We start from the raw sequence: 22828 nt of genomic DNA, 5'->3' as shown, positions 1-22828 counted from the left end.
ACTCCTAAACGGTTAAGACGTCGCTTAAGCGCGGCGCAGCTGATCAATCTTGTTTTCATCCAGTTCAATACCGAGTCCTTTGCCTTGGGGTAAGTGCAAAGCGAAGTCAGTGTATTGAAGTGGGGTTTTTAAAATATCTTGGGTTAACAGTAGTGGGCCGAATAGCTCTGTGCCATAAGCTAAATTTTCAAAGGTCGAGAACAAATGTGCCGAAGCAATCGTGCCGACTGCACCTTCAAGCATGGTTCCGCCATACAAATCAATGCCTGCTAAGTTGGCAATCTTCGCGACTTCATGACCTTCAATTAGTCCACCAGACTGAGCCACTTTGACTGCAAAAACAGAGGCCGCATTGGTTTTGGCTAAACGGTAGGCTGAGCTTGGTCCCATGAGCGATTCATCCGCCATGATGGCAAGATCAAAACGTCGTGTTAAACGCTGCATCGCATCAATGTTGTCAATCGCACAGGGTTGTTCAATCAGGTCAACACCACCATTTTGTAGAAGTTGAATGCCTTTAATCGCATCTAGCTCAGACCATGCACGGTTCACATCGACACGGATGGAAATGTCTGAACCCAGTGCTTGTTTAATCGCAAGAACATGTTCGACATCTTCTTCTACACGGCGTGAACCAATTTTAAGTTTGAAAATATTGTGGCGTTTTGCCTCAATCATTTTTCGGCCTTCAGCAATATCTTTTTCAGTGTCACCAGATGCCAATACCCAAAGTACAGGTAAGCTGTCACGTAAGCGGCCACCCAATACTTCAGAAAGGGGTAAATCTAAACGTTGCGCTTGGATGTCGAGTAGAGCCGTTTGAATTGCACATTTGGCAAAACGGTTACCATTAATATTCTTTTTCAAAGCACGCATAGTTTGTGCGATGTTTTGAGCTTTAAGGGACTTCAATAAAGGTGCAAAATAAGTTTCAATATTGGTCTTAATGCTTTCTGGACTTTCTTCACCGTAGCCCAGTCCGCCAATTGTTGTCGCTTCACCCCAACCGACAAAGCCATCTTCAGTGCTGATTTTCACCAAGACAAGCGTTTGCGTTTGCATAGTCGCTACCGCCATTTTGTGTGGGCGAATAGTGGGGATTTCGACGAGTAAGGTTTCTATAGATTTATACATCTTAACTCTGCGCAGCCTTGCGTTGTGTACCTGATTTGATATACCTTAAAAGAATAAATATGAACTGTCGAAGATCAAATTAGCATTTTAATATATCTTAAAGGTATAAATAGTCATGGAATTGAGACACCTCCGCTACTACGTAGCTGTTGTAGAAGAGCAGAGTTTTACCAAAGCTGCTGAAAAATTATTCATTGCACAGCCTCCTTTAAGCCGCCAGATACAAAACCTGGAGGCTGAATTGGGCGTGCAATTATTTGAACGTGGCAGCCGTCCACTCAAGACCACGGAAGCAGGACAATTCTTCTATCAACACGCTGTTAAACTTTTGTCTAATGCCGAAGAAGTCAAAGCCATGACACAGCGTGTAGGCTTGGTTGAAAAAACGGTGACCATGGGCTTTGTGGGATCGTTGTTATATGGTTTATTGCCTAAAATTGTGTATTTATTTCGCCAACAGCAGCCACATTTAAAAATCGAATTGATCGAAATGAGTACCAAAGACCAAATTCAAGCCTTAAAAGAAGGACGGATTGATGTTGGTTTTGGACGTTTACGTATTTCAGATCCTGCTGTGCGTCGGGTTTTACTGCGTGAAGAGCCGTTGATGTTGGCGGCACATTCTAGTCATCCTTTGACGGCGCAAAAACAAGGCGTGTATTTGGCTGATTTGGTTGATCAAAACTTATTTCTTTATCCAAGTCACCCCAAGCCAAACTTTTCTACCCAAGTCCAAGGGCTGTTTTCAGAATATGGACTGGAACCCAAACATTTAAAAGAAGTTCGTGAAATACAGTTGGCACTGGGGTTAGTTGCAGCTGGAGAAGGAATCTGTGTGGTTCCAGAAAGTGCGCGAACCATTCAACTGCCGCATTTGAACTATATTCCAATCTTAGATGATGCAGCGACTAGCCCCATTTTTCTGGCGATTCGTTCCATGGATGAAAGCGAGGACATTCGTTCATTATTTGATTGTATTTATCAGGTCTATGACCTTGAAGCGATCAAATATGACCGTGCATTTATCTAAACTTGGGGATTTAAATTCCACGATACTTTTAACGTCTACATTTTAAAACGAGCCATTTCAGCCATCCTTGGGGATGGCTTTTTTTATAGTCATTTTCGCTTGGTTTTGCTTATTTTCTGTCTCTCACTGCAATTATGGCTTATATAAGCTATTTATTTAAAACAATAAAAACCTTAACCGACCTTAAAGGTATAAATATAGAGTTATTCGGTTTTGGACAAGAAAGCTACTTTTGCTGCAATGTGCACAGCAACAAACATTCGCAAGCAGGAGGCTTAAAGTGAATACAAATCCAGTTAACATCAACACGGTGGTCGATGAAGCCAAATTTACGCCCTTTCATTGGAGTGTACTCATTTGGTGTCTACTGATTATTATTTTTGACGGTTATGATTTAGTCATCTATGGCGTGGCACTGCCACTTCTGATGCAAGAGTGGGGACTCAGTGCAGTACAAGCAGGATTACTTGCGAGTACAGCATTGTTTGGCATGATGTTCGGTGCAATGAGCTTTGGTACGTTGTCTGACAAATTGGGCCGTAAAAAGACCATTATGATTTGTGTGGCTATTTTTAGTGGCTTCACTTTTCTAGGCGCATTTGCAAGCAATCCTATTGAGTTTGGGATTTTACGTTTTCTTGCGGGCCTTGGCATTGGTGGGGTGATGCCAAACGTGGTCGCACTCATGACTGAATATGCTCCGAAGCGTATTCGTAGCACACTCGTTGCGGTTATGTTCAGTGGTTATGCTATTGGTGGCATGACGTCAGCCTTACTGGGTGCATGGTTGGTAACAGACTATGGTTGGAAAATCATGTTCTATATTGCCATCATTCCATTTCTGGCTTTACCGATTCTTTGGAAGTTTTTACCTGAGTCTTTAATGTTCCTGACTAAAAAGGGTGAAACTGAAAAAGTCCGTGAAATTGTGCAAAAAATTGCACCTGAGCAAGCGATTCAGCTAGAAACGACATTTAAGCTCAACGAACCTGTTGCTGGTGATGACGCTCCATTAAAGGCATTGTTCCAACAAGGTCGTACCTTTAGCACCATGATGTTTTGGGTGGCATTCTTTATGTGCTTACTCATGGTCTATGCGCTTGGAAGCTGGCTACCAAAACTAATGATTCAAGCAGGTTATTCGCTTGGTGCGAGTATGATTTTCTTATTTGCTTTAAATATTGGCGGTATGGTGGGAGCGATTGGCGGTGGTGCGCTCGCAGATCGTTTCCACTTAAAACCAGTTTTAACAACCATGTTCACCGTGGGTGCTATTGCACTAATTCTACTTGGTTTCAACAGTCCACAAATGGTGCTGTACGGTTTAATTGCAATTGCGGGCGCAGCAACTATTGGCTCACAAATTCTACTGTATACCTTTGTTGCACAGTTCTATCCAACTGCGGTGCGCTCTACAGGTATGGGCTGGGCTTCAGGCATAGGACGCATTGGCGCAATTGTTGGACCAGTATTAACAGGTGCATTGTTAACTTTTGAGTTGCCACATCAAATGAATTTTCTCGTGATTGCGATACCTGGTGTGATTGCGGCTTTGGCAGTGTTTATGGTCAACTTAAAAGTATCTGTAGATGGTGAAAAAACCAAATCAAAACAAATGTTTGATGCAGTTAAATCCACAGCCAATTAAATAATACTGAACCCATGAGTCTAGTGCATTAGTAGTAGGCTCATTTCAAAAACTGTATGAACTGTTAAAATCAATTTGCTTTTTATAAGTTGTTTTTTAACGCGATTTTTAATGCGATAAAAAGTTTCATTTTAAAGTATTAAAAGAAATGCATTGCGTTAGAAAACAGCGATGAAAAAGAGAGCTAAATATTAAAGAGTAAAAGTCAGGACAGACTTAAATACACAGGACCCGTGTTAGAATGAAACAATTTAAGAAGAACGTTTTAGTTGTCACTTTATCCATGTTAAGTAGTGCGGCATTACACGCACAAACCAATACAACGACAGAGATTGAGCAACTTAGAAATGAAATTAATGCGTTAAAACAAATGCTTCAACAGAATACGCAGCAACAACAGCAGCAAGCTGTTCAATTGAGCGCTGTTGAACGTCAAGTGTTGACGACGCCAAAAACGGTTGAAAAAACGGGTTTAGGTTTGACCAAAGGTGGGGCAGAGTTCAACTTATACGGTAATGTTCGAATGGACGCATCGTATCAAGCTGAAGGCGGTAGCAAAGACATGCCTTATAACCAAATCAATAGTGTACCTTTAGAAGGAAATGCTGAAAATAGCGATCGTTTAAGATCAACCCTTTCAGCAACGCGATTAGGTTTGGACTTTAAAGCGCCAGTCGCCGATCAGAACTTAAATGCCAAAATTGAGGTCGACTTTTTAGGCGGTGCAAACCTTGATAATTTACGTATTCGTCATGCGTATTTAAACTATGGTAACTGGTTAATTGGTCAAACGTGGTCAAACTTTGCGACTCCAGACTATATCCCTGAAACGATTGATGCTTTGGCTTATGTGGGTGCTTCAATTAAACGTACACCTCAAGTGCGTTATACCCATAAATTCACGCCAAATACTAACTTAGTCGCGGCAGTGGAAGACCCGAAAGATGCCAGCATAAGCCAACGTATGCCTGCATTTACAGGACGACTGAATCATAAGTTTAATGATGCCCTTTCAGTCAGTGGACGTGCAATGGCGCATGAAAAACGCATTCAAAATCAAGAAGAGTGGGCGTATGGCGTAGGTGTTGGTGCCAAATTTGACATCACCCCTGTGACTTCTGTGAAAGCGGATTACTACCATGTAAAAGGCGATAGCAGCTTTGTATCCTTTACAAACCCTGGCGTAGTTGCAACAGGCACAAGTATTGAACAAAGTGAGTTTGACTCAATTACTGTCGGTTTAACACAAAAGTTTAATGACAAATTACGCGGTACTTTAGCTTATGGTTATATGACTTTTGATAAAAATCAGGACTACCTTGATGCTGTAGCTGATGATACCAAAATCAATAAAAACTTATGGCAAGCATGGGGTAATTTATTCTATAGCCCAGTTCAACCTGTTAGCCTTGGCGTAGAGTATGTCTACGGTGAGCGCGAAGCGTTTGCACCTGCGGCAAATGGTAGTAAAAAAGGTGAAGACAACCGTGTGAACTTGGTTGCGATTTATAACTTCTAATACTTGAAGTGATAACCCGTTTTCACTTTGATATGTATAGAATGAAGTGAAATTTCACACAGAAACCGAAGGATAAGCCCTTCGGTTTTTTATGTCTTGCTGTTTAATTTCCTCAATACCCAGTTTTGAGGAAATGTTGCGAAAGTCACGCAATAGTAGAAGTTTCGTCAGAACTTAAGTTATTTATCACATAAGAATAAGTCATGAAAATAAAGCACATGTGCTGCCATCAACGGGTTACATTAGGTGAGGTAAGTAACTGTATATAGAGTACTTGATGACAATAACATGGATTCTTTTTACGCTTATGGCCGCTTTTATGCAGGCTTGGCGCAACGCTTTTCAAAAGCAACTCAGTACTACTGTAGATGTTTATGGAGTAACTCTAGCGCGGTTCATTTTTGCTTTACCTTTAGCACTGATTTACATCAGTTGTCTTTACCATTTCCAACCTGTGACAGATTCCGTCCATTTCAATCTCCGTTTTGCTATCTATGTGCTTATTGCGGCGTTGAGCCAAATTGCAGCAACAGCCTTGATGGTTCAGCTTTTTAAGCAAAAAAATTATGCAATTGGAGTGGGTCTTGCTAAAAGTGAAGCAGTACTTGCTGCGATTATTGCTGTAGTCTTTTTATCTGATCATTTAAGCCTTTTAGGCTGGTTTGGGGTTGCCGTGGGAGGCTTCGCAGTTTTTTTAATGTCCAAAGGGCGGGACTTTTCTGATTTTTCGGTGCAAACCTTGTGTATAGGTATCGGTAGTGGTTTATGTTTTGCCATTACCTCGCTCTTGGTACGTGAGGCAAGTTTAGAACTAGATAATTTACCATTTATTCACCGTGCAGCTTGGGTGCTCTTAATGGTAATCGGGACACAGTGCTTTTTACTTTTAATGTATTTGGGTATATTTCGCCGTGCAACGTTATGGGCCATGTGGCAGCGTATTGGACTTACATTTCGTGTCAGTTTATGTAGTTTTTTGGCGTCACTGGGTTGGTTTAGTGCCATGAGTATGCAGTCCGTGCCTATTGTAAAAACCTTGGGGCAGGTTGAGATTATTTTTAGTATGTTGATTTCAGCCTACTTCTTTAAAGAAAAGCTGGCACGTGCTGAACATCTCGGTATTGTATTGGTGGTGATTGCTGCATTTTTAGTGATTTGGGCTTAAAGTTTGATCTTTACACAGCCCCTGTCACTCATTTGTAATGGCATTAACCATTCAAAATATACTGTTAGTGCCGTTTTATCGGGGTTCAACTTAAAAAATAGAGACTAAACCCATGTCTAGGTTTAATCTCCAAAGTGTGTTTTTCTCGTGAGATTTAATTCTGTGGCCAAAATTTAGATGTTGATATTAGTGCAACAAGTTTCAGCTTTTTACTGAAGAAGATAGTTTTGATCTGCACCGACAAAGAAAATCACACCTATACAAAAAAGCCCACAGTAAATCGCAAACCAGATAATCATGTTTTTAAAAGCTTTATCTGAAATTGAACTATCTGCATATTTTGCTGGTTTTTTTGAGTCTAGATCTTTCATGGTTAGGGCACTCAACTGAGGTGATGAGTACATTATGCAAAGCAACAGAATGATGAAACAGATACAAAACAAGATTAAAAAAATATAACAGATGAAGCTGAATTTCTCAGGGCTGTTATAGTCTAAAGCCTGTGGGGGACAGTATGCAAATATCAGTAACTTGCTTCAGTTTTTAGAGTCCTAGCACTTAAAAATACAAAGAAAATAAAAATAATCTTATATTTAAAATACCACTCATGAATTTTATACATACTGAATCATTAGAAATGATCATTTCATTCATGACTGAAATTTTTGTACATTAACTAAAATAGCAGCTTGTCTGCGTAGAACAAAGTACTTGACCCTTCAGCATGGCGTTTAAGTTTAGAACGATATTTAGAGAGCATTATGAGAAATTTTGAAAATAAAGTGGCTGCGATCACAGGTGCAGGTTCAGGCATTGGGCAGCAGTTAGCGATTCAACTGGCAAGGCAAGGTACACATTTGGCACTCAGTGATGTCAATGAACAAGGTTTAGCGGAAACCTTAAACCACGTCAAAGATTATCCTGTTTCAGTCACGCTTACAAAACTAGATGTTTCAGATCGTAAGGCAGTAGAGGATTGGGCAAAGCAGTGTCAGCAGGACTTCGGTCAGGTCAATTTAGTTTTTAATAATGCAGGGGTCGCGTTAGCGAGTACTGTTGAAGGCTTGAGCTATGAAGATGCCGAGTGGATTTTCAACATCAATTTTTGGGGTGTGGTGTATGGAACCAAAGCTTTTTTACCCTATTTAAAACAAAGTGGTTCTGGGCATATTGTGAATATTTCAAGTTTATTTGGACTCACTGCTCAGCCTACCCAAAGTGCCTATAATGCGACAAAGTTTGCTGTCCGTGGTTTTACCGAGGCACTACGTCAAGAGTTAGATTTGCAAGACTGTGGCGTTAGTGCAACTTGTGTTCATCCCGGTGGTATACGTACCAATATTGCCAATAGTGCACGAATGAGTGACAGTATTCGTGCGCTGGGTATGAATCCAGAGCGTGCCAGCCGTTCTTTCAATAAAATGCTTAAAACCCCGCCAAATGTCGCGGCACAGGCCATTTTAAAGGCTGTAAAAAATGACGAGCGCCGTGTCTTAATTGGAACAGATGCCAAAATTATCGATCTGGTACAGCGTATTACACCAACAGGCTATACGCAGGCCATGAACTTTTTGACAGGAAAAAAACGCCGCAAATAAAGACGTATTCACATGAAAGATGATTTTATCGTTTTAACCGAGTATACTGAATCGAGTAATTTTTAAATTAAAAAAAGCTTCGATTTCAATGGTGAAGCATTTCGTTAAATAAAATGATAAGGAGTCCTACATGAGTGGTTCTCATAACCATGATCACAGTCATGTTGAAGTGACTGCAAAAAATGCCAAGAAATTAACCATTGCACTTGCCTTGACGTTTACCTTCTTAATTGTAGAAGTGGTTGCAGGATTTATCACGCAAAGCTTGGCCTTACTGTCCGATGCAGCACATATGTTTACCGATGCCGCTGCTTTAGCGATTGCTTTAGCAGCCATCAAAATTGGGCAAAAGCCTGCCGATGATAAACGTACTTTTGGCTATCAACGGTTTGAAATTTTGGCAGCTTTGTTTAATGCCATGATGTTGTTTGTGGTGGCGATTTACATTTTATATGAAGCCTATCAGCGTTTTAGTCAGCCACCTGAAATTCAAAGCTTGGGCATGCTGATTGTTGCGGCTTTGGGTTTAATCATCAATCTGATTTCAATGAAAATTTTGGTGTCGAGCAGCCAAGACAGCTTAAATGTGAAAGGGGCTTATCTTGAGGTGCTCAGTGATGCCTTAGGCTCTGTGGGTGTGATCATTGGCGCACTGGTGATTTATTTCACAGGTTGGATGTGGGTAGATACTGTTATTGCGGTGTTGATCGGCTTTTGGGTCTTACCTCGAACTTGGGTCCTACTGAAACAAAGTATCAATATTTTGCTCGAAGGTGTGCCAAGTGAAATTGATATCGAATCTTTACGCAATGACTTGCTGGCTTTAGATGGAGTGCAAGGCATTCACCAGCTTAAAGTTTGGGCCATTACCTCTAAAAATGTGCATTTAACAGCGCATTTGATTGCACCCGATGTAGATCAGAGAGCTTTATACCACCAAGCTGTGGAGTTATTGGGGCATGAGCATGGGATTACGCAAGTGACTTTGCAGATTGAAGAAGATGAATGCCATCCACACCAACATGAACATAGTCATTAAAAAGACTTGACCTTAGACTTAGTCTAGGCTTTACAATAGCATCACTTTATTTCAGTACGACATTATGCGTTCTACCACGTGGATTAGCGTCTTAGTTGCTTTATTCATGTTCCAAAGTCTTTGGAACGTGGCGGCAGCTTTTTGCGTCCATGAAGAACAAAAAGCTCAAGTCGTGACTCAACAAAGTTTTCATTTTGGCCACCATCAAACCACCTTGTGTGTGTCTGATGATAAGGCACACCAGCAAAGCAGTGTTGATGACCATACTCAAACGGCAAATGATCAGTTTGAATTGGGTGAAGACCATCAAGATCATTTGCCCTCAATGGCACATTTGATTATTCCGAAAGAAAAAAACTATCAACTGCCACTCGCGCTTGAACTTCGTGAGCGTCCGCAGTTTTTTTGGCACAATGCCTATCAAGCCCCTGATTTATTGGGGCAACATCCTCCTCCTGAACATTCCCCGCTAATGGTGGGGTAGCCTAAAACATTTCCCACCACTTCTTCTAAAAATTAGTGGGAAAAAGTATGTCAAATCAATTTAAGGCGTTTATGCGCCAAGCCCTTGCTGTAGGCATAACAACAGCTGCGATGCAATGGAGTTTTGCCGAACCGATCAAGACTTTGGATGAAGCTTTAGCAAAAGTAGAGCGCTATCAAAACCAAAGTGACATTGGGCAACAGCGACAAAGGATTACAGAGCTGAACATCAAAAATAGTGGTCTATGGCAAAACCCTAGCTTAAATATCAATCAAGATGGTTTTGGTTCAAATACTGATCGTGAGCTCAGTATTGCCATCAGTCAGCCCTTAGATGTTTTTGGACAGCGTAAGCTCAATCAAAAACTCGCAGAAACAGCGCAGCAACAAGGACAGTTACAGCAACAACTGTGGACAGCACAAAGTCAATTGGTGGTGAAATTTGCATGGTCTCAGTTGGCTTTGGCACAAGTTGAAAAATCGCTGTACGCCGCACAACTCAAAGTGAGTCAAAACAATTTAGACAGTGCCAAAAAACGCTATCAGGCGGGCAGTATTGCTTTGGTTGACTATGAACGTGCGCAAATCGAAAGTTTGGATATGCAGCGCTTATACCAACAAGCGGTACTGTCAGAACAAGTAGCACAGCGTCAACTCTCAAACCTTTGGGGCGAAACCAAAGCCGATATTCAACTCAATGCGACCTCAATGCCATGGCCAGATCAAAGCGATGCCACAGTACAGCGCTATATTGCTGAAGGTTGGTTGGAAAAGCTGTATGCACTGAACATTCAACAATCCAATTTAAACATTGAAAGTTTAAAAGTGCAGGCGCGTCCCAATCCGACCTTAAATGTCGGCATGAAACGGAGTCAAGCACCGAATGAAAGTAGCGATACCACATTAGCTGTCGGCGTGGATATTCCACTGAATATTTTTAACCGTCAGCAATACAGCATTCCGATGGCCCAGCGCCAGCAAAGCCTGTTGAATCAGCAGCAACAGCGCGAGTTAAAACAGCAGATTTTAGATATCGCCAATGCCATGCATGAGCTCAAAGGACTAAAACAGCAGTTCAGTGCGATCAGTCAACAAACCACTTTGGCAGAACAAGTGCAAGTTCGCACGCTGCAAGGTTTTAAAGCGGGAAAACTGTCGATTACTGACATTCAACAAGCCAACTTACAACTGCAAAGCATACGCCTTGGGCAGTTGCAGTTATTACGTCAAGCTTGGCAGACTGCATTGAGCGCAGAAGCACTCAGCCTCGGTACCAGCTATGAACAAATCAGTAGTTCAGATGCTTATAGTCAAATCAGTAAAAATTCAATCGCACAAATACAAGACCTCATCCTTGGCGGAGCACAATAATATGCAACTAAAAAACCAATTTGGAAAAATATCACAGCCATTGATGATTGGGCTTTTGCTCCTCATTACATTTCTCATCGCTGTTGGAATTTGGTTTAGCTCGAAAGATAAAACCACTGATGAACATGCGCATGCAGAACATGAAGAATCTGAACATGCTGATGAACCCGAGGCAGAAAAAGGACATGCCGAGGAAGGTGAAATTCAACTGACGGCACAGCAACTGACAGAGCAAGGCATTCAAATCGCTTCAGCTCAACAAGGTGTGGTGTCTCAAGTCACCGTTCTACCCGGAAAGCTTGTGGTTAATACCGATCAGCAAGTTCATATTTCGCCAAACTTTGGTGGGCATGTGGAACAGGTGAATGTTGAGCTTGGTCAAAACGTACAAAAAGGACAAACCTTAGCTGTACTGTCTGTACCCGAGCTGATTGATCAACAAGCCAATTTGCGGATGGCACAAGCCAGTTTGGATTTGGCACGTCAAGATTATCAACGTGAACAGCAGTTATGGTCACAGGGCATTTCTGCCAAGCAAGATTACCAACGAGCAGAAAATGCTTACCGACAAGCGCAGATTACTGTGCAATCGGTGCAAAGCCGTTTAAATGCATTGGGTGCAGCAGGTGGGGTAAATGGTCGTTTTGCCATTAAAGCACCCATTTCTGGTGTGATTAGCCAAAAAGATATCGTAGTGGGTGAAAACGTACAATTGGCTGATCAACTTTTTGTGATTGAACAATTTAAAGAGTTATGGCTTGAGTTTAATCTGCCTGCTCAGTACTCAGGTCAGTTACAAGCCAATCAGAGTCTGACATTTAAGCCAAATGCTTCTGAGCAAAAATATGAAGCCGTCATTCAAAGCTTAACTTCTCAAGCCGATGCACAAACAGGACGTTTGGTGGTACGTGCTAAATTAAAAAGCCAAGCGGCTGAACTACGTCCAAATGTTTTGGTGAATATCTTTTTAGACAATACCAGTTCCAAAACAGCACTTCGCGTCCATAAAAGTGCTATTCAAAACATAGAAGGTCAAACTTCGGTATTTGTGGTCGACGCTGAACAAAAAGGACAAGTGCATTTGAAAGCGCAGCCCGTTCAACTTGGGCAAGCTTCAAATGACGCTCAATGGGTAGAAGTGATTTCAGGCCTAACAGCAGGACAACGCTATGTCAGTCAAGGCAGCTTTGTCCTTAAGTCTGAACTCGAAAAAGGCGAGGCTGATCATGCACACTAATCATGATTTACCCAAGCCTGAGGGTTTGTTTGAACGAATTATTCAGTTCTCTATTCAAAATGCAATTTGGGTCATGCTCTTTGTATGCACGTGGATTGCGGTTGGGGTATACAGCTATCAAAAGCTGCCGATCGATGCAGTGCCCGATATTACCAACACGCAAGTACAAATTAATACCCAAGCCAACGGTTTTACCGCACTAGAGGTTGAGCAGCGGATTACCTATCCAATTGAAAATGCAATGGCGGGTATTCCCGATTTACAGTTGACTCGTTCTATTTCACGCTATGGTTTGTCCCAAGTCACCATCGTATTTAAGGATGGTACAGACATCTATTGGGCACGCCAGCAGATTAATCAGCGGGTACAAGAAGCCAAAGCGGATTTACCCAGTGATGTTTCTCCAACCATGTCACCAGTTTCGACAGGTTTAGGGGAAATTTATCAATGGGTCATTAAAGCAGAACCGAATGCCAAAAAAGCCGATGGTACAGCTTATAGTGCGATGGACTTACGGGAGATTCAAGACTGGATCGTTCGTCCACAATTACAACGTGTTGCGGGGGTGGCCGAGGTCAACAGTATTGGCGGGTTTAACAAAAACTATGTGGTTGCTCCCGACTTAAACCGTATGCAACAGTTAAATATTTCATTAATCCAACTGCAAACCGCTTTACAGGAAAATAATGAAAACCGTGGAGCGGGTTATATTGAGGAAAATGGTCAGCAACTCACAGTGCGTGTTCCGGGGACACTCAACAGTCTTGCAGACATTGAAAATACAACGGTTGCCAGCCCAAATGGGAACCCCATTCGTGTCGCGGATATTGCGCAGGTTTCCATTGACCATGACCTCCGAACTGGAGGAGCAACCTATAACGGCGAAGAAACTGTACTCGGCATCGCTATGATGATGATGGGGGAAAATAGTCGAACGGTGTCTAAAGCTGTAGATGCCAAAATTCAGGAGGTGCAAAGCAGTTTACCGCAAGGTGTCACAATAGAAACGGTTTATGACCGCACGACTTTGGTGGAAAAAGCCATTAAAACGGTGCAAAAGAACTTGGTCGAAGGCGCAATCTTGGTGATTGTGATCCTGTTTTTATTCTTAGGTAATATTCGTGCGGCGTTAATTACAGCCTGTGTGATTCCACTGTCTATGCTGTTTACTTTAACGGGTATGGCACAGCAGAACATCAGTGCCAACCTGATGAGTTTAGGGGCATTGGATTTCGGGATTATTGTCGATGGTGCAGTGGTGATTGTTGAAAACTGTATTCGCCGTTTAGCCCATGCGCAACAACTGCTCAAACGACCGTTAACTCAGTCGGAACGTTTTAAAGAAGTGTTTTTGGCAGCGCGCCAAGCCCGTCGCCCACTCATTTTTGGTCAATTGATTATTTTAGTGGTGTATTTACCGATTTTTGCACTGACTGGTGTAGAAGCAAAAATGTTCCACCCAATGGCGTTGACTGTTGTGCTTGCACTCGTTGCAGCCATTATTTTGTCGATCAGCTTTGTACCTGCGGCTGTCGCACTTTTTGTAAAAGGTGACATCAAAGAAACTGAAAGCCGTTGGATGCTGTGGCTAAAAAATCGTTATCAGCAGGTATTGGACTGTGCCTATCACTATAAAGCAGTGGTTTTAACCTTTGCACTGTGCTTGTTGATGTTGACAGTATTACTTGCAACCCGTATCGGCAGTGAGTTTGCACCGCAACTGAGTGAAGGTGACTTTGCTGTACAGCAACTGCGCTCTCCAAGCACAGGCTTAGAAGAATCACTTCGTATTCAGGAAAATACGGAAAAGCTACTTCTGAAAAAATTCCCTGAAATACACGCTATTTTTGCGCGAACAGGCACGGCTGAAGTGGCGACCGATGTGATGCCACCGAATATTTCAGATGGTTATATCATGTTAAAACCCCGTGATGCGTGGCCAAACTCGAAAGAAACATTGGATGAACTGCGTAGCCGTATGCAGGCGTATTTAGCGACATTGCCTGGTAACAACAGTGAGTTTTCTCAGCCAATTGAACTGCGTTTCAATGAGTTAATATCGGGTGTACGTAGTGATGTCGGTGTCAAAATCTTTGGCGATGACATGCAAGTGTTAAATGCGGAAGCTGAAAAAATCAGTAAATTGATTCAACAGGTTTCAGGCAGTACCGCCGTTAAAGTTGAACAAACGTCGGGTTTACCTTTGCTCAATGTGGAAATTGATAAAAGCTTGGCGGCTCAATACGGCCTAAGTGTCAAAACCATACAAGACTATGTGTCAGCAAGCATTGGCGGACAAAATGTCGGTGAAATTTTACAGGGCGACCGCCGTTTTGACTTTGTGATTCGACTCAGTGAGCAAGATCGTAGTGTCAATGGGATTGCGCAACTGCCAATACAGCTTCCAAATGGTGGCAGCATTTTACTCACCGATATTGCCACTGTAAAAATGATGGATGGTATCAACCAGGTCAGCCGTGAAAATGGCAAACGTCGTGTGATTGTCACGGCGAATGTGGAAGGGCGCGATTTGGGTTCTTTTGTCACAGAAGTACAAAGTCAGCTTAAACAATACCCACTTCCAAGTGGCTACTGGATTGAATATGGTGGTCAGTTTGAAAATTTGGCCTCGGCACAGGCTCGAATGCAGATTGTGATTCCACTGGCATTATTGACGATCTTTATTTTGCTGATGGCTGTTTTCCATAACATCAAAGAAAGCTTGCTGGTGTTCACGGGTGTTCCATTTGCCCTAACTGGTGGTGTGCTTTTCTTGTGGTTAAGAGACATTCCCTTGTCGATGTCGGCGGGCATTGGTTTCATTGCCTTGTCCGGCGTTGCCGTCTTAAATGGTTTGGTCATGCTGACCTTCATTAAAGAGTTAAGAGAGCAATATCAGCTGCATGAAGCCGTTTGGCAAGGAGCAATATTGCGCTTAAGGCCTGTTTTAATGACCGCTTGTGTGGCGTCCTTAGGTTTTGTTCCCATGGCGCTTGCCACGGGCACAGGGGCAGAGGTTCAACGACCACTGGCGACTGTAGTGATTGGTGGAATTATCTCTTCGACGTTATTGACCTTGGTGCTATTGCCAGTGTTGTATCGTTGGATGAATGCAAAGAAAGAAACGAAAATTTAACCCTTTAATCAATTGAAGCATGGGGAGGCAAAATAGCCTCCCCATGCTTTTTGTATGCTACTTGATGTCAATCTGATCGCTTTTGGGAGTTAAAATGGCAAAACTGTTATAGTCTGTTATATTTTATTCACAAAGAACTGTATCTGTCCTTTCGTATAGGAAACCTTAGAATAATGAATATAGATAGAGCGTTGAGGTATTGGAAATGAACTTTTTACTGAAGAAAAATAGAGCTTGGTTTGTATTCTTTATCATTACTTTATATTCGTTTCTTGGATTTTTTCTTGGATTTATCATTTGGGAATATTTTTTGAAGTAAGTACATAGTAACGCTAAAGAAAACTAAAGCAGCTAATACTTCAAAAACTAATCAGAATCTTACTTTGCTAACACCAGACTCGACTCCTAACGAGACAAGTCTGGTGTTTATAACCTTAAAACTTCCATTGCACCGAGACAGATGCATTTAAAGGGTCGCCGGGTTGAATCCACATATCGCTATAGCTTGCAACATAGTACGTTTCGTCTAAGAGATTGTGTACATTGAACTGATAACGTAGCTGATCTGTTGGCGCATAATAAGCATTTAGATTCAACAACATGTACTCAGGTAAGTTGAATCCGTTATCTGTACTGTGTCCACTACGTTTGCCCACATAGATTGCAGTTGCACCGAGCCCAACTTTGTCTGCATTAGCAAGGGTCCATTCATAGTTGCTACTGATTGAGCCGCTGTGCTTCGGCACATTGCTGAGTCGTGAACCTTTAGCAAGACTTTGGTCTTTTTCCACTTGAGCGTCTGTGTAGCTATAATTGGCACGTATAGCGAATTGATCATTGAGCTGTGTTTCTAAATCGAGCTCTAGCCCCTTACTTGAGACTTCTCCAGCGGTAATTTGATAGTTACTATCTGCTGGATCTGTGGTTAAAACATTCTCTTTATCCATTTTGAAGAGGGCTAAGCTCAGCAAACTCTGTGGGTTAATCCGATATTTCCCACCAATTTCATAGCTTTTGCCTTTTTCAGGGTTAAACACATCACCGTTTCGGTCCATGCCACTGTTGAGTGCAAACGATTCTCCATAGTTGGCGTACCATGACCAACGATCATTCAGTCGGTAGTTTAAACCCAAGCGTGGACTGGTTTGTTGTAAATCCTTTTTATTGGATGTACCTGCAAGTTTATTTTGAAAGTCTTGGGTGACGTGATCAAAGCGCGCTCCAAACAGCACACTCCATTGATCATTCAGGAAAATTTGATCTTGTAGATTCAGTGCAAAATAGCGTTGCTGTTCTTCGGTGTTAATGAAAAGTGGCAGCTCGGGTAAGTATTGTCCATAAATAGGAGTATAGATATCAATGCTATTTGGCACGCTACTGCTGTGGTTTCGACGCAGTTGTAATTGACGGTACTTCATCTGCCCAAGTTCAGTGCTCAAAAGTACTTCATGACGGGCCCAGTCTTGTTGGATCGTCCCAAGAACTTCAGTTTGAAAAAGAATGTCATCACTTTTATTGTCACGGTAGCGACGCTGGCGCTCTAATGTCTGTCCATCACTTTGAATACGACGAGGTTCACTGGAAAAGCCTTTGAGCTGAGTATCTTTCACACTGAGGGCATTATTCATTTTCCAGTCATCATTAAACTGATGTGCAAGTCGAAGCTGATAGAAATGATCTTTTTGAATATGATCACCATCATCAGGTTCGCCTGTAAATGTTTTAGGATCCATCACAAATTGTTTTTGATAACTACTTACACCACGGTCGAAGGTTCCATCTTGTCGAGTAAATTCACTGTCAAAATCTAACTGGGTTGAATCTGAAATTTTCCATGTGAGTTGAGGGGAGAAAAACCAACGCTCACTCTGCACATGATCACGAAAACTTTGATTATCTTCATGTGCGACCGCAATACGATAAGCCACAGCATCACTGATTGGGGCAGTATGTTCAAAACTAGCACGGTATTTTTCTAAACTATTGGCACGTAAATTCACTTCTGAAGAACTTTCCCATTCAGGCTTTTTAGTGTTGATATTCAGTAGACCGCCAGCTTCCCCACGGCCATAGAGCGCAGCCATTGGGCCTTTTAAAAAGTCGAGAGATTCAATATTCACCATATCTCGCGGAGCACTGAGTCCACGGTTAACACTCAGGCCATTTCTGATGATTTGTGCCCCAATATTGGGGTCTGTACTAAAGCCTCTAAATGAATAGTTATCCCAAAAGCCGCCACCATAATTGGTTTGATTATAGACCCCGCTCACTTGCGTGAGTGCATCGTCAATACGTTGCACATCTTGTTGTTGAATTAACGCTTTGGATAACACACTTCGACTAAATGGCACGTCTAAAATGTCATGTGAAAACTTAGTCATTGCTGTGCTTTGTTGAAGGTTTTCACCCTCAGTTTCGGCTTGTAATTGGATGGTCTGGAGTACTTCTGTTGAAGTTTCGGCCCAAGTGAAAGAACTCAGCAGACTTAAATATATGCTTGAGGAAAAAAGAGAGAATTTATTCATCATGAAGGAGAGTAGTTTAGATTTTGTATTGTTATGTTATAACATTTTAATGGGTTTGTAGTTAAAAAATCGCTCTAAATTCAAAAAATGGTTTAAAACATTTAAATAAATCAACCTAAGCTTTTAGGTTACAATCCACCATACACTGTTTCAAGTCAGCTAAAGTCCCAATACCATATGCTGTATCAAATACGACTGAAGATATGGAACATAGATCAACGTTATAATTTAAAAGCAGGTGGTTAAACTATAAACTCAATTTCTAAATCTTCACACTCAAAACTATCGCCAGATAATTAAAAAAAAGCTGAGATAAGTTGAAGAATGTGCTTGTTCATTCTAAGAAAATTGTGAATACTCATGCCGCAAAATTCAGGCTGTAAATTTATCTTTTGGGGTTAGCAACGACAGTGAAAACGTATCCATTTTCTCGTTTACAAAAAGCATTATTGGCGGTTGGTTCATTTTCATGTCTAGGGCTGAACTCGGTATGGGTACATGCGGCAGAAGAGAGTGATGTGGAGCAACTCGCAACCATTACAACCACTGCTCAAGCTGAACAATTGGCTTATTATCAACCCAAAGTTAATTTGTCTGGGTTTGGCCAGCAAAACCTTGCAGCAATCCCAGCATCTATTCACACCGTTACTGCTGAATTGATCGCAGATCAACATGCGAAAACACTGAGCGATGTGGTAAAGAACGATGCGTCCGTTGGGGATGGTTATGCACCCATTGGTTACTATGCAAACTTTGTGATGCGTGGATTTAGCTTAAATGCCGGATCAAGTTATTTACTGAACGGCAATTTGCTACGCGGTGAGCAAAATATAGCGCTTGAAAATAAAGAGCAAGTTGAAATCCTAAAAGGCATGAGTGCGATTCAAAGTGGGATGTCAACCCCGGGCGGTGTGGTGAACTATGTGAGCAAACGCCCCCAAGATGTCCAATCTTTAACCCTTGAAGCAGACAGTCATGGCGGTAGTCGTGTGGCAACTGACCTTGGGGGATGGTTTGGGGACAATCAACAGTTTGGTTATCGCGTGAATGCAGCTTATGAAGATATTCACCCCTATGTTGAACATGCCGATGGAAAACGTTGGTTTGGTTCCTTGGCTTTAGACTGGAAAATTTCAGATCGTTCAAAACTTGAATTTGATCTTGAATCACAGCGTCAAAAACAGCGTTCGGTACCCGGTTATCAGCTACTTGGTGGTCAAACTGTACCGACAGGAGTGGAATGGGATCGTTTGCTGGGCTATCAAAACTGGAGCAAGCCAATCACCAATGAAAGTCTAAATACGAGTCTGAAATATAGCTATCAAATCAATGATAACTGGAGCAGCAATCTATCTGCTTCGCAAAGTCGTGTGATCGTAGATGATTACTCAGCCTTTGCCTACACCTTTGACACTGATGGTAACTACGATATTTATGATTTCCGCAGCCCAGATGACAGTTATCTAACCAATCAATTTAAAACGGGCTTAAACGGAAAATTCAACACTGGAGCATGGCAACATAACCTGAGTTTAGAGTTGTCACATGCCTACAAAAGCCACACTCAGTATGATGCAATCAATGAATGGATAGGTTCAGGAAATATTTATAATGATCCTATTAGCTATACGCCTACGGATAAAGCCTTAGGTAATCATTACAAATCATTGGATAGTCAACAAACAGCCCTTAATGTGTCGGATCAAATCGAATTTAATGATGCTTGGTCAGTTTTGCTAGGCGGTAAGCTTTTACATTTAAATGAAAGTGCCTATGCTGCGGATGGCAATAGTATTCGTGACACCGACTTCAATCGCTTCTTGCCACAGCTTGCATTGATGTATCAGCCTTGGCAGAACACTCATCTGTATGCTTCTTATGCCAAAGGGATAAGCGATGGCAGTCAAGCGCCGTGGTCTGCCTATGGTAATCCGGATAAAGGCATCGTAGGAAATGCCTTTGAAACTTTAGCACCAAGACGCTCAACTCAATATGAGTTAGGTCTTAAACAGCAATGGCAAGAGCTACTGTTTACTGCCGCATTGTTTGACTTAACACAAGATTATCAATATACCAACTTAGACAATTACTATGTCAGCGATGGTGAACAGCATAATCTAGGTTTGGAATTGGGCTTGCAAGGTCGTGTTGCTGAAAATCTGGATATGACATCAAGTTTGGCACTGACCCGTTCACGTTTGGAAGATATACAGGTAGATGCTTATGAAGGGCATCAAACTCAAAATGTACCGACGGTTCGTTTTGCCAATCATGTGTCTTATCAAATGCCTCAAGTAGAAGGTTTACGTTTACTCGCAGGTATGCAATATAGCAGCAGTAAATACGCTAACAAAACGGGTACGGTTAAAGTTTCAGGCTATACCGTATTCGATGCAGGTGCAGCCTATAACTTCCGTGCTTATGGTTATGACAATATGCTTCGTCTGAATGTTGATAATTTGTTCAATAAAAAATATTGGCGAGATGCAGGAAGCTTTTTCGGGGATGATTATTTATTTCTGGGCACACCACGTACAGCACAATTTTCATGGACTGTGAACTTCTAGACAGAAATCGCTAGGTTTTAGGTTTTCTAAATTCTCCAATGTTGGGTCGTCGGAAAACCTATTACTGGTACGATTGATGTTAGATGTGGGCTTATTCATTGAATGAATGATGAAGGTTAAATAAGTCTACAGAAATAGGTTTGTATAAAAAATTCTTACTGCACTATGATCAAAGCGAATTTATAAGCTTGTGAATCAATATCCCAAAGCAAACTTTGAAGGTTTGAGCTCAAGCGTTTTTAACACCTTGAATTATCGTGATATAGGAACATTTTATGTTTGATAAGAATAAACGGGCAATCGTGGTTGGAGCTTCTAGAGGGATTGGCCTAGGTCTAGTTCGTGAGCTGCTCAATCAGCACTGGCATGTTATCGCGACCATCCGAGACATAGACCAAGTCTCTACAGGATTGAATCAACTGCTTTCTGAGTATCCTGACCGACTTGAATTAACCGAATTAGATTTAAATCATGTACAAAAAGCTGACCGTTTACTTAGTAAATATCATGAAAGATCCATCGATCTACTGTTGGTTTCTGCGGGTATTCTTGGGCCAGAACATCAACGCGTTGAGCAGTGCACGCCCAATGAGATTGCCAATCTGTTTTGGGTAAATAGTATTGCACCCGTGACGATTGCGAGAAAACTTCTTCCTTTGATGAAAGAAAAGAGTGTCATTGCATTTATGAGTTCTCGCATGGGAAGCGTTGCTTTAAACGATGATGGAAGTATGGAGCTGTATCGTGCAAGCAAGGCTGCTCTCAACAGTATCACACGTGGCTTTGCGATAAATGAGGCAATTCCTGCCCAAATAGGCGTGCTGAACTTACATCCAGGCTGGGTGCAAACTGAAATGGGCGGAAGCCATGCACCCATCAGTGTAAAAGAAAGCACAACGGGCATTGTACGTGTGGTTGAAGATTTTATTGGTAAAAATGAACAACAGTTTGTCGACTTTCAAGGTTATGAAATAACGTGGTGATAACCACAGCTTAAATAATGCGATGCAGTTTCTCATTCTTTGAGGGACTGCATATTACTTTCATCCTAAATAAAATAACAACTTGCTAAAAAGTGCGATAACCATTTAAAAATAGTCGTACCGTATTTTGAATATTTTCTTGCAACTGTTCTGTATTGGGTAAATAGGACTCATCTCAAAACTACAAGAGATGAACCATGATTAATCGTATTTAAGAAATGTGATCGACACAAAACACAATTTCTAGATCTATACAATCCTATCTTTTTCCAGTAATTTTACTATGGTATGAAAAATGCTAAGAATAAAATGACTCAAAAAAGGATGACCTATGAAAAAAACGATTTCAGCTTTAACACTCAGTTTAAGCCTATTACTCCCATGTGCAGCATTTGCCAAAAATAATGTTGTTGTTGTCGCTACTGGCGGAACGATTGCAGGTGCAGGTGCAAGCTCTACCAACAGTGCAACCTATACTGCGGCAAAAGTTCCTGTAGATGCATTATTAAATGCGGTTCCTCAGATTCAAAACCTTGCCAATGTGACTGGTGTGCAGGCAATGCAAGTTGCATCAGAAAGTATTACGGATAAAGAATTATTATCCCTTGCACGTCAAGTCAATGACTTACTGAAAAAGCCTGATGTGAATGGTGTCGTGATTACACATGGAACAGACACCCTAGAAGAAACAGCTTTCTTTTTAAATTTAGTGATTCATTCAGACAAGCCGATTGTATTGGTCGGGTCAATGCGTCCAAGTACTGCACTTTCTGCTGATGGCCCGTTGAACCTTTATAGTGCGGTTGCACTTGCTGCCGACGATAGTGCAAAAGGTAAAGGAACTTTTGTGCTCATGAATGACGACATTTTTGCAGCACGAGATGTTTCAAAAACAATTAATATCCATACCAATGCATTTATGAGCCAATGGGGTGCACTCGGGACCTTAGTCGAAGGAAAACCTTACTGGTTCAGAAATACAGCAAAACGTCATAATAAGAGCTCAGAATTTAATATTGAAAATATTAAAGGTGATAGCTTACCGCTGGTACAAATTGTTTATGGTTCAGGCAATATGTTGCCGGATGCATACACGGCTTATGCTAAAGCAGGGGCAAAAGCTATTATTCATGCAGGTACAGGGAATGGATCGGTAGCCAATTATATTGTCCCAACATTAACTGACTTACAAAAAGAAGGTGTGCAAATTATTCGTTCATCTCGCGTACCTCAAGGTTTTATTCTTAGAAATGCAGAACAACCAGATGACAAATATGGTTGGGTCGTCGCACATGATCTTAACCCGCAAAAAGCTAAATTACTTGCTGCACTTGCTTTAACAAAAACAAAAGATGCAAAGGAAATCCAACGCATTTTTTGGGATTACTAAACC

The 22828-nt window shown here is 41.6% G+C and carries 17 protein-coding genes; 14 read left to right on the top strand and 3 right to left on the bottom strand.

Annotation, left to right across the window (positions count from 1 at the left end):
* Window positions 1-24 precede the first annotated feature (24 nt).
* Window positions 25-1134: a muconate/chloromuconate family cycloisomerase gene (locus tag AXW61_RS14070; protein ID WP_010326681.1), complete on the bottom strand. Its 1110-nt coding sequence runs from the start codon at window positions 1132-1134 to the stop codon at window positions 25-27.
* Window positions 1135-1249: 115 nt separating this feature from the next.
* On the opposite strand from AXW61_RS14070, the gene AXW61_RS14065 reads away from it, so the two are divergent.
* The 4 genes from AXW61_RS14065 to AXW61_RS14050 all read left to right on the top strand — a co-directional run bounded on the left by AXW61_RS14065 (window position 1250) and on the right by AXW61_RS14050 (window position 6496).
* Entirely contained in the window at window positions 1250-2164 is a 915-nt protein-coding gene (locus AXW61_RS14065) for a LysR family transcriptional regulator (RefSeq protein ID WP_004979722.1), read from the top strand.
* A gap of 280 nt (window positions 2165-2444) precedes the next feature.
* Window positions 2445-3812 carry an MFS transporter gene (locus AXW61_RS14060; protein WP_062034798.1) on the top strand — a complete coding sequence of 456 codons (1368 nt, stop codon included), beginning with the start codon at window positions 2445-2447 and terminating at the stop codon, window positions 3810-3812.
* Window positions 3813-4053: 241 nt separating this feature from the next.
* The gene (locus tag AXW61_RS14055; RefSeq protein WP_062034797.1) at window positions 4054-5331 is read left to right on the top strand and encodes a DcaP family trimeric outer membrane transporter; all 1278 of its coding nucleotides are present in this window, start codon (window positions 4054-4056) and stop codon (window positions 5329-5331) included.
* Between the two features lie 277 nt (window positions 5332-5608).
* On the top strand, window positions 5609-6496 hold the full coding sequence (locus AXW61_RS14050; protein WP_062034796.1) for a DMT family transporter: 888 nt from the start codon (window positions 5609-5611) through the stop codon (window positions 6494-6496).
* A gap of 209 nt (window positions 6497-6705) precedes the next feature.
* On the opposite strand, the gene AXW61_RS17635 is transcribed toward AXW61_RS14050, so the two are convergent.
* Complete coding sequence (locus tag AXW61_RS17635) at window positions 6706-6867, bottom strand: hypothetical protein (protein WP_004979714.1); 162 nt, start codon at window positions 6865-6867, stop codon at window positions 6706-6708.
* Between the two features lie 390 nt (window positions 6868-7257).
* Here AXW61_RS17635 and AXW61_RS14045 point away from each other — a divergent pair, with 390 nt between their 5' ends.
* From AXW61_RS14045 to AXW61_RS17550, 7 genes are all read left to right on the top strand, one after another.
* Window positions 7258-8094 (top strand): SDR family NAD(P)-dependent oxidoreductase, encoded by an 837-nt coding sequence (locus AXW61_RS14045; RefSeq protein ID WP_062034795.1) that lies wholly within the window; start codon window positions 7258-7260, stop codon window positions 8092-8094.
* Window positions 8095-8224: 130 nt separating this feature from the next.
* On the top strand, window positions 8225-9133 hold the full coding sequence (locus AXW61_RS14040) for a cation diffusion facilitator family transporter (protein ID WP_062034794.1): 909 nt from the start codon (window positions 8225-8227) through the stop codon (window positions 9131-9133).
* Window positions 9134-9197: 64 nt separating this feature from the next.
* Entirely contained in the window at window positions 9198-9617 is a 420-nt protein-coding gene (locus AXW61_RS14035; RefSeq protein ID WP_062034793.1) for a cation efflux protein, CzcI-like, read from the top strand.
* A gap of 47 nt (window positions 9618-9664) precedes the next feature.
* Window positions 9665-10987: a TolC family protein gene (locus AXW61_RS14030; RefSeq protein ID WP_062034792.1), complete on the top strand. Its 1323-nt coding sequence runs from the start codon at window positions 9665-9667 to the stop codon at window positions 10985-10987.
* 1 nt (window position 10988) lies between these two features.
* Window positions 10989-12224, top strand: coding sequence for an efflux RND transporter periplasmic adaptor subunit (locus AXW61_RS14025; protein WP_062034791.1), 1236 nt, complete (start codon window positions 10989-10991; stop codon window positions 12222-12224).
* The gene (locus AXW61_RS14020) at window positions 12214-15360 is read left to right on the top strand and encodes a CusA/CzcA family heavy metal efflux RND transporter (RefSeq protein WP_062034790.1); all 3147 of its coding nucleotides are present in this window, start codon (window positions 12214-12216) and stop codon (window positions 15358-15360) included. The genes AXW61_RS14025 and AXW61_RS14020 overlap by 11 nt, the downstream gene beginning before the upstream one ends.
* A 205-nt stretch (window positions 15361-15565) precedes the next feature.
* Complete coding sequence (locus AXW61_RS17550) at window positions 15566-15679, top strand: hypothetical protein (protein WP_010326689.1); 114 nt, start codon at window positions 15566-15568, stop codon at window positions 15677-15679.
* Window positions 15680-15794: 115 nt separating this feature from the next.
* Here AXW61_RS17550 and AXW61_RS14015 read toward each other — a convergent pair whose 3' ends face one another.
* Entirely contained in the window at window positions 15795-17888 is a 2094-nt protein-coding gene (locus AXW61_RS14015) for a TonB-dependent siderophore receptor (RefSeq protein WP_062034789.1), read from the bottom strand.
* Window positions 17889-18295: 407 nt separating this feature from the next.
* Here AXW61_RS14015 and AXW61_RS14010 point away from each other — a divergent pair, with 407 nt between their 5' ends.
* The 3 genes from AXW61_RS14010 (at window position 18296) to AXW61_RS14000 (ending at window position 22825) form a co-directional block, all read left to right on the top strand.
* Window positions 18296-20452 (top strand): TonB-dependent siderophore receptor, encoded by a 2157-nt coding sequence (locus AXW61_RS14010; protein WP_062034788.1) that lies wholly within the window; start codon window positions 18296-18298, stop codon window positions 20450-20452.
* 275 nt (window positions 20453-20727) lie between these two features.
* Window positions 20728-21435 (top strand): SDR family oxidoreductase, encoded by a 708-nt coding sequence (locus AXW61_RS14005; protein ID WP_062034787.1) that lies wholly within the window; start codon window positions 20728-20730, stop codon window positions 21433-21435.
* Between the two features lie 331 nt (window positions 21436-21766).
* Complete coding sequence (locus AXW61_RS14000) at window positions 21767-22825, top strand: asparaginase (RefSeq protein ID WP_062034786.1); 1059 nt, start codon at window positions 21767-21769, stop codon at window positions 22823-22825.
* The last annotated feature ends 3 nt before the right edge of the window (window positions 22826-22828 follow it).

This window comes from Acinetobacter sp. BMW17 (genome assembly GCF_001592855.1).
GTDB lineage: Bacteria > Pseudomonadota > Gammaproteobacteria > Pseudomonadales > Moraxellaceae > Acinetobacter > Acinetobacter johnsonii.
The sequence above is the reverse complement of the archived record's forward strand: the minus strand, read 5'-3'. Positions and strand labels throughout refer to the sequence as shown.

Excerpts from the sequence above, each read along its gene's own strand:
- AXW61_RS14070 (WP_010326681.1), bottom strand. The coding sequence starts at position 1,134 with ATGTATAAATCTATAGAAACCTTACTCGTCGAAATCCCCACTATTCGC.
- AXW61_RS14065 (WP_004979722.1), top strand. The coding sequence starts at position 1,250 with ATGGAATTGAGACACCTCCGCTACTACGTAGCTGTTGTAGAAGAGCAG.
- AXW61_RS14055 (WP_062034797.1), top strand. The coding sequence starts at position 4,054 with ATGAAACAATTTAAGAAGAACGTTTTAGTTGTCACTTTATCCATGTTA.
- AXW61_RS14050 (WP_062034796.1), top strand. The coding sequence starts at position 5,609 with ATGACAATAACATGGATTCTTTTTACGCTTATGGCCGCTTTTATGCAG.
- AXW61_RS17635 (WP_004979714.1), bottom strand. The coding sequence starts at position 6,867 with ATGAAAGATCTAGACTCAAAAAAACCAGCAAAATATGCAGATAGTTCA.
- AXW61_RS14045 (WP_062034795.1), top strand. The coding sequence starts at position 7,258 with ATGAGAAATTTTGAAAATAAAGTGGCTGCGATCACAGGTGCAGGTTCA.
- AXW61_RS14040 (WP_062034794.1), top strand. The coding sequence starts at position 8,225 with ATGAGTGGTTCTCATAACCATGATCACAGTCATGTTGAAGTGACTGCA.
- AXW61_RS14035 (WP_062034793.1), top strand. The coding sequence starts at position 9,198 with ATGCGTTCTACCACGTGGATTAGCGTCTTAGTTGCTTTATTCATGTTC.
- AXW61_RS14030 (WP_062034792.1), top strand. The coding sequence starts at position 9,665 with ATGTCAAATCAATTTAAGGCGTTTATGCGCCAAGCCCTTGCTGTAGGC.
- AXW61_RS14025 (WP_062034791.1), top strand. The coding sequence starts at position 10,989 with ATGCAACTAAAAAACCAATTTGGAAAAATATCACAGCCATTGATGATT.
- AXW61_RS14020 (WP_062034790.1), top strand. The coding sequence starts at position 12,214 with ATGCACACTAATCATGATTTACCCAAGCCTGAGGGTTTGTTTGAACGA.
- AXW61_RS17550 (WP_010326689.1), top strand. The coding sequence starts at position 15,566 with ATGAACTTTTTACTGAAGAAAAATAGAGCTTGGTTTGTATTCTTTATC.
- AXW61_RS14015 (WP_062034789.1), bottom strand. The coding sequence starts at position 17,888 with ATGATGAATAAATTCTCTCTTTTTTCCTCAAGCATATATTTAAGTCTG.
- AXW61_RS14005 (WP_062034787.1), top strand. The coding sequence starts at position 20,728 with ATGTTTGATAAGAATAAACGGGCAATCGTGGTTGGAGCTTCTAGAGGG.
- AXW61_RS14000 (WP_062034786.1), top strand. The coding sequence starts at position 21,767 with ATGAAAAAAACGATTTCAGCTTTAACACTCAGTTTAAGCCTATTACTC.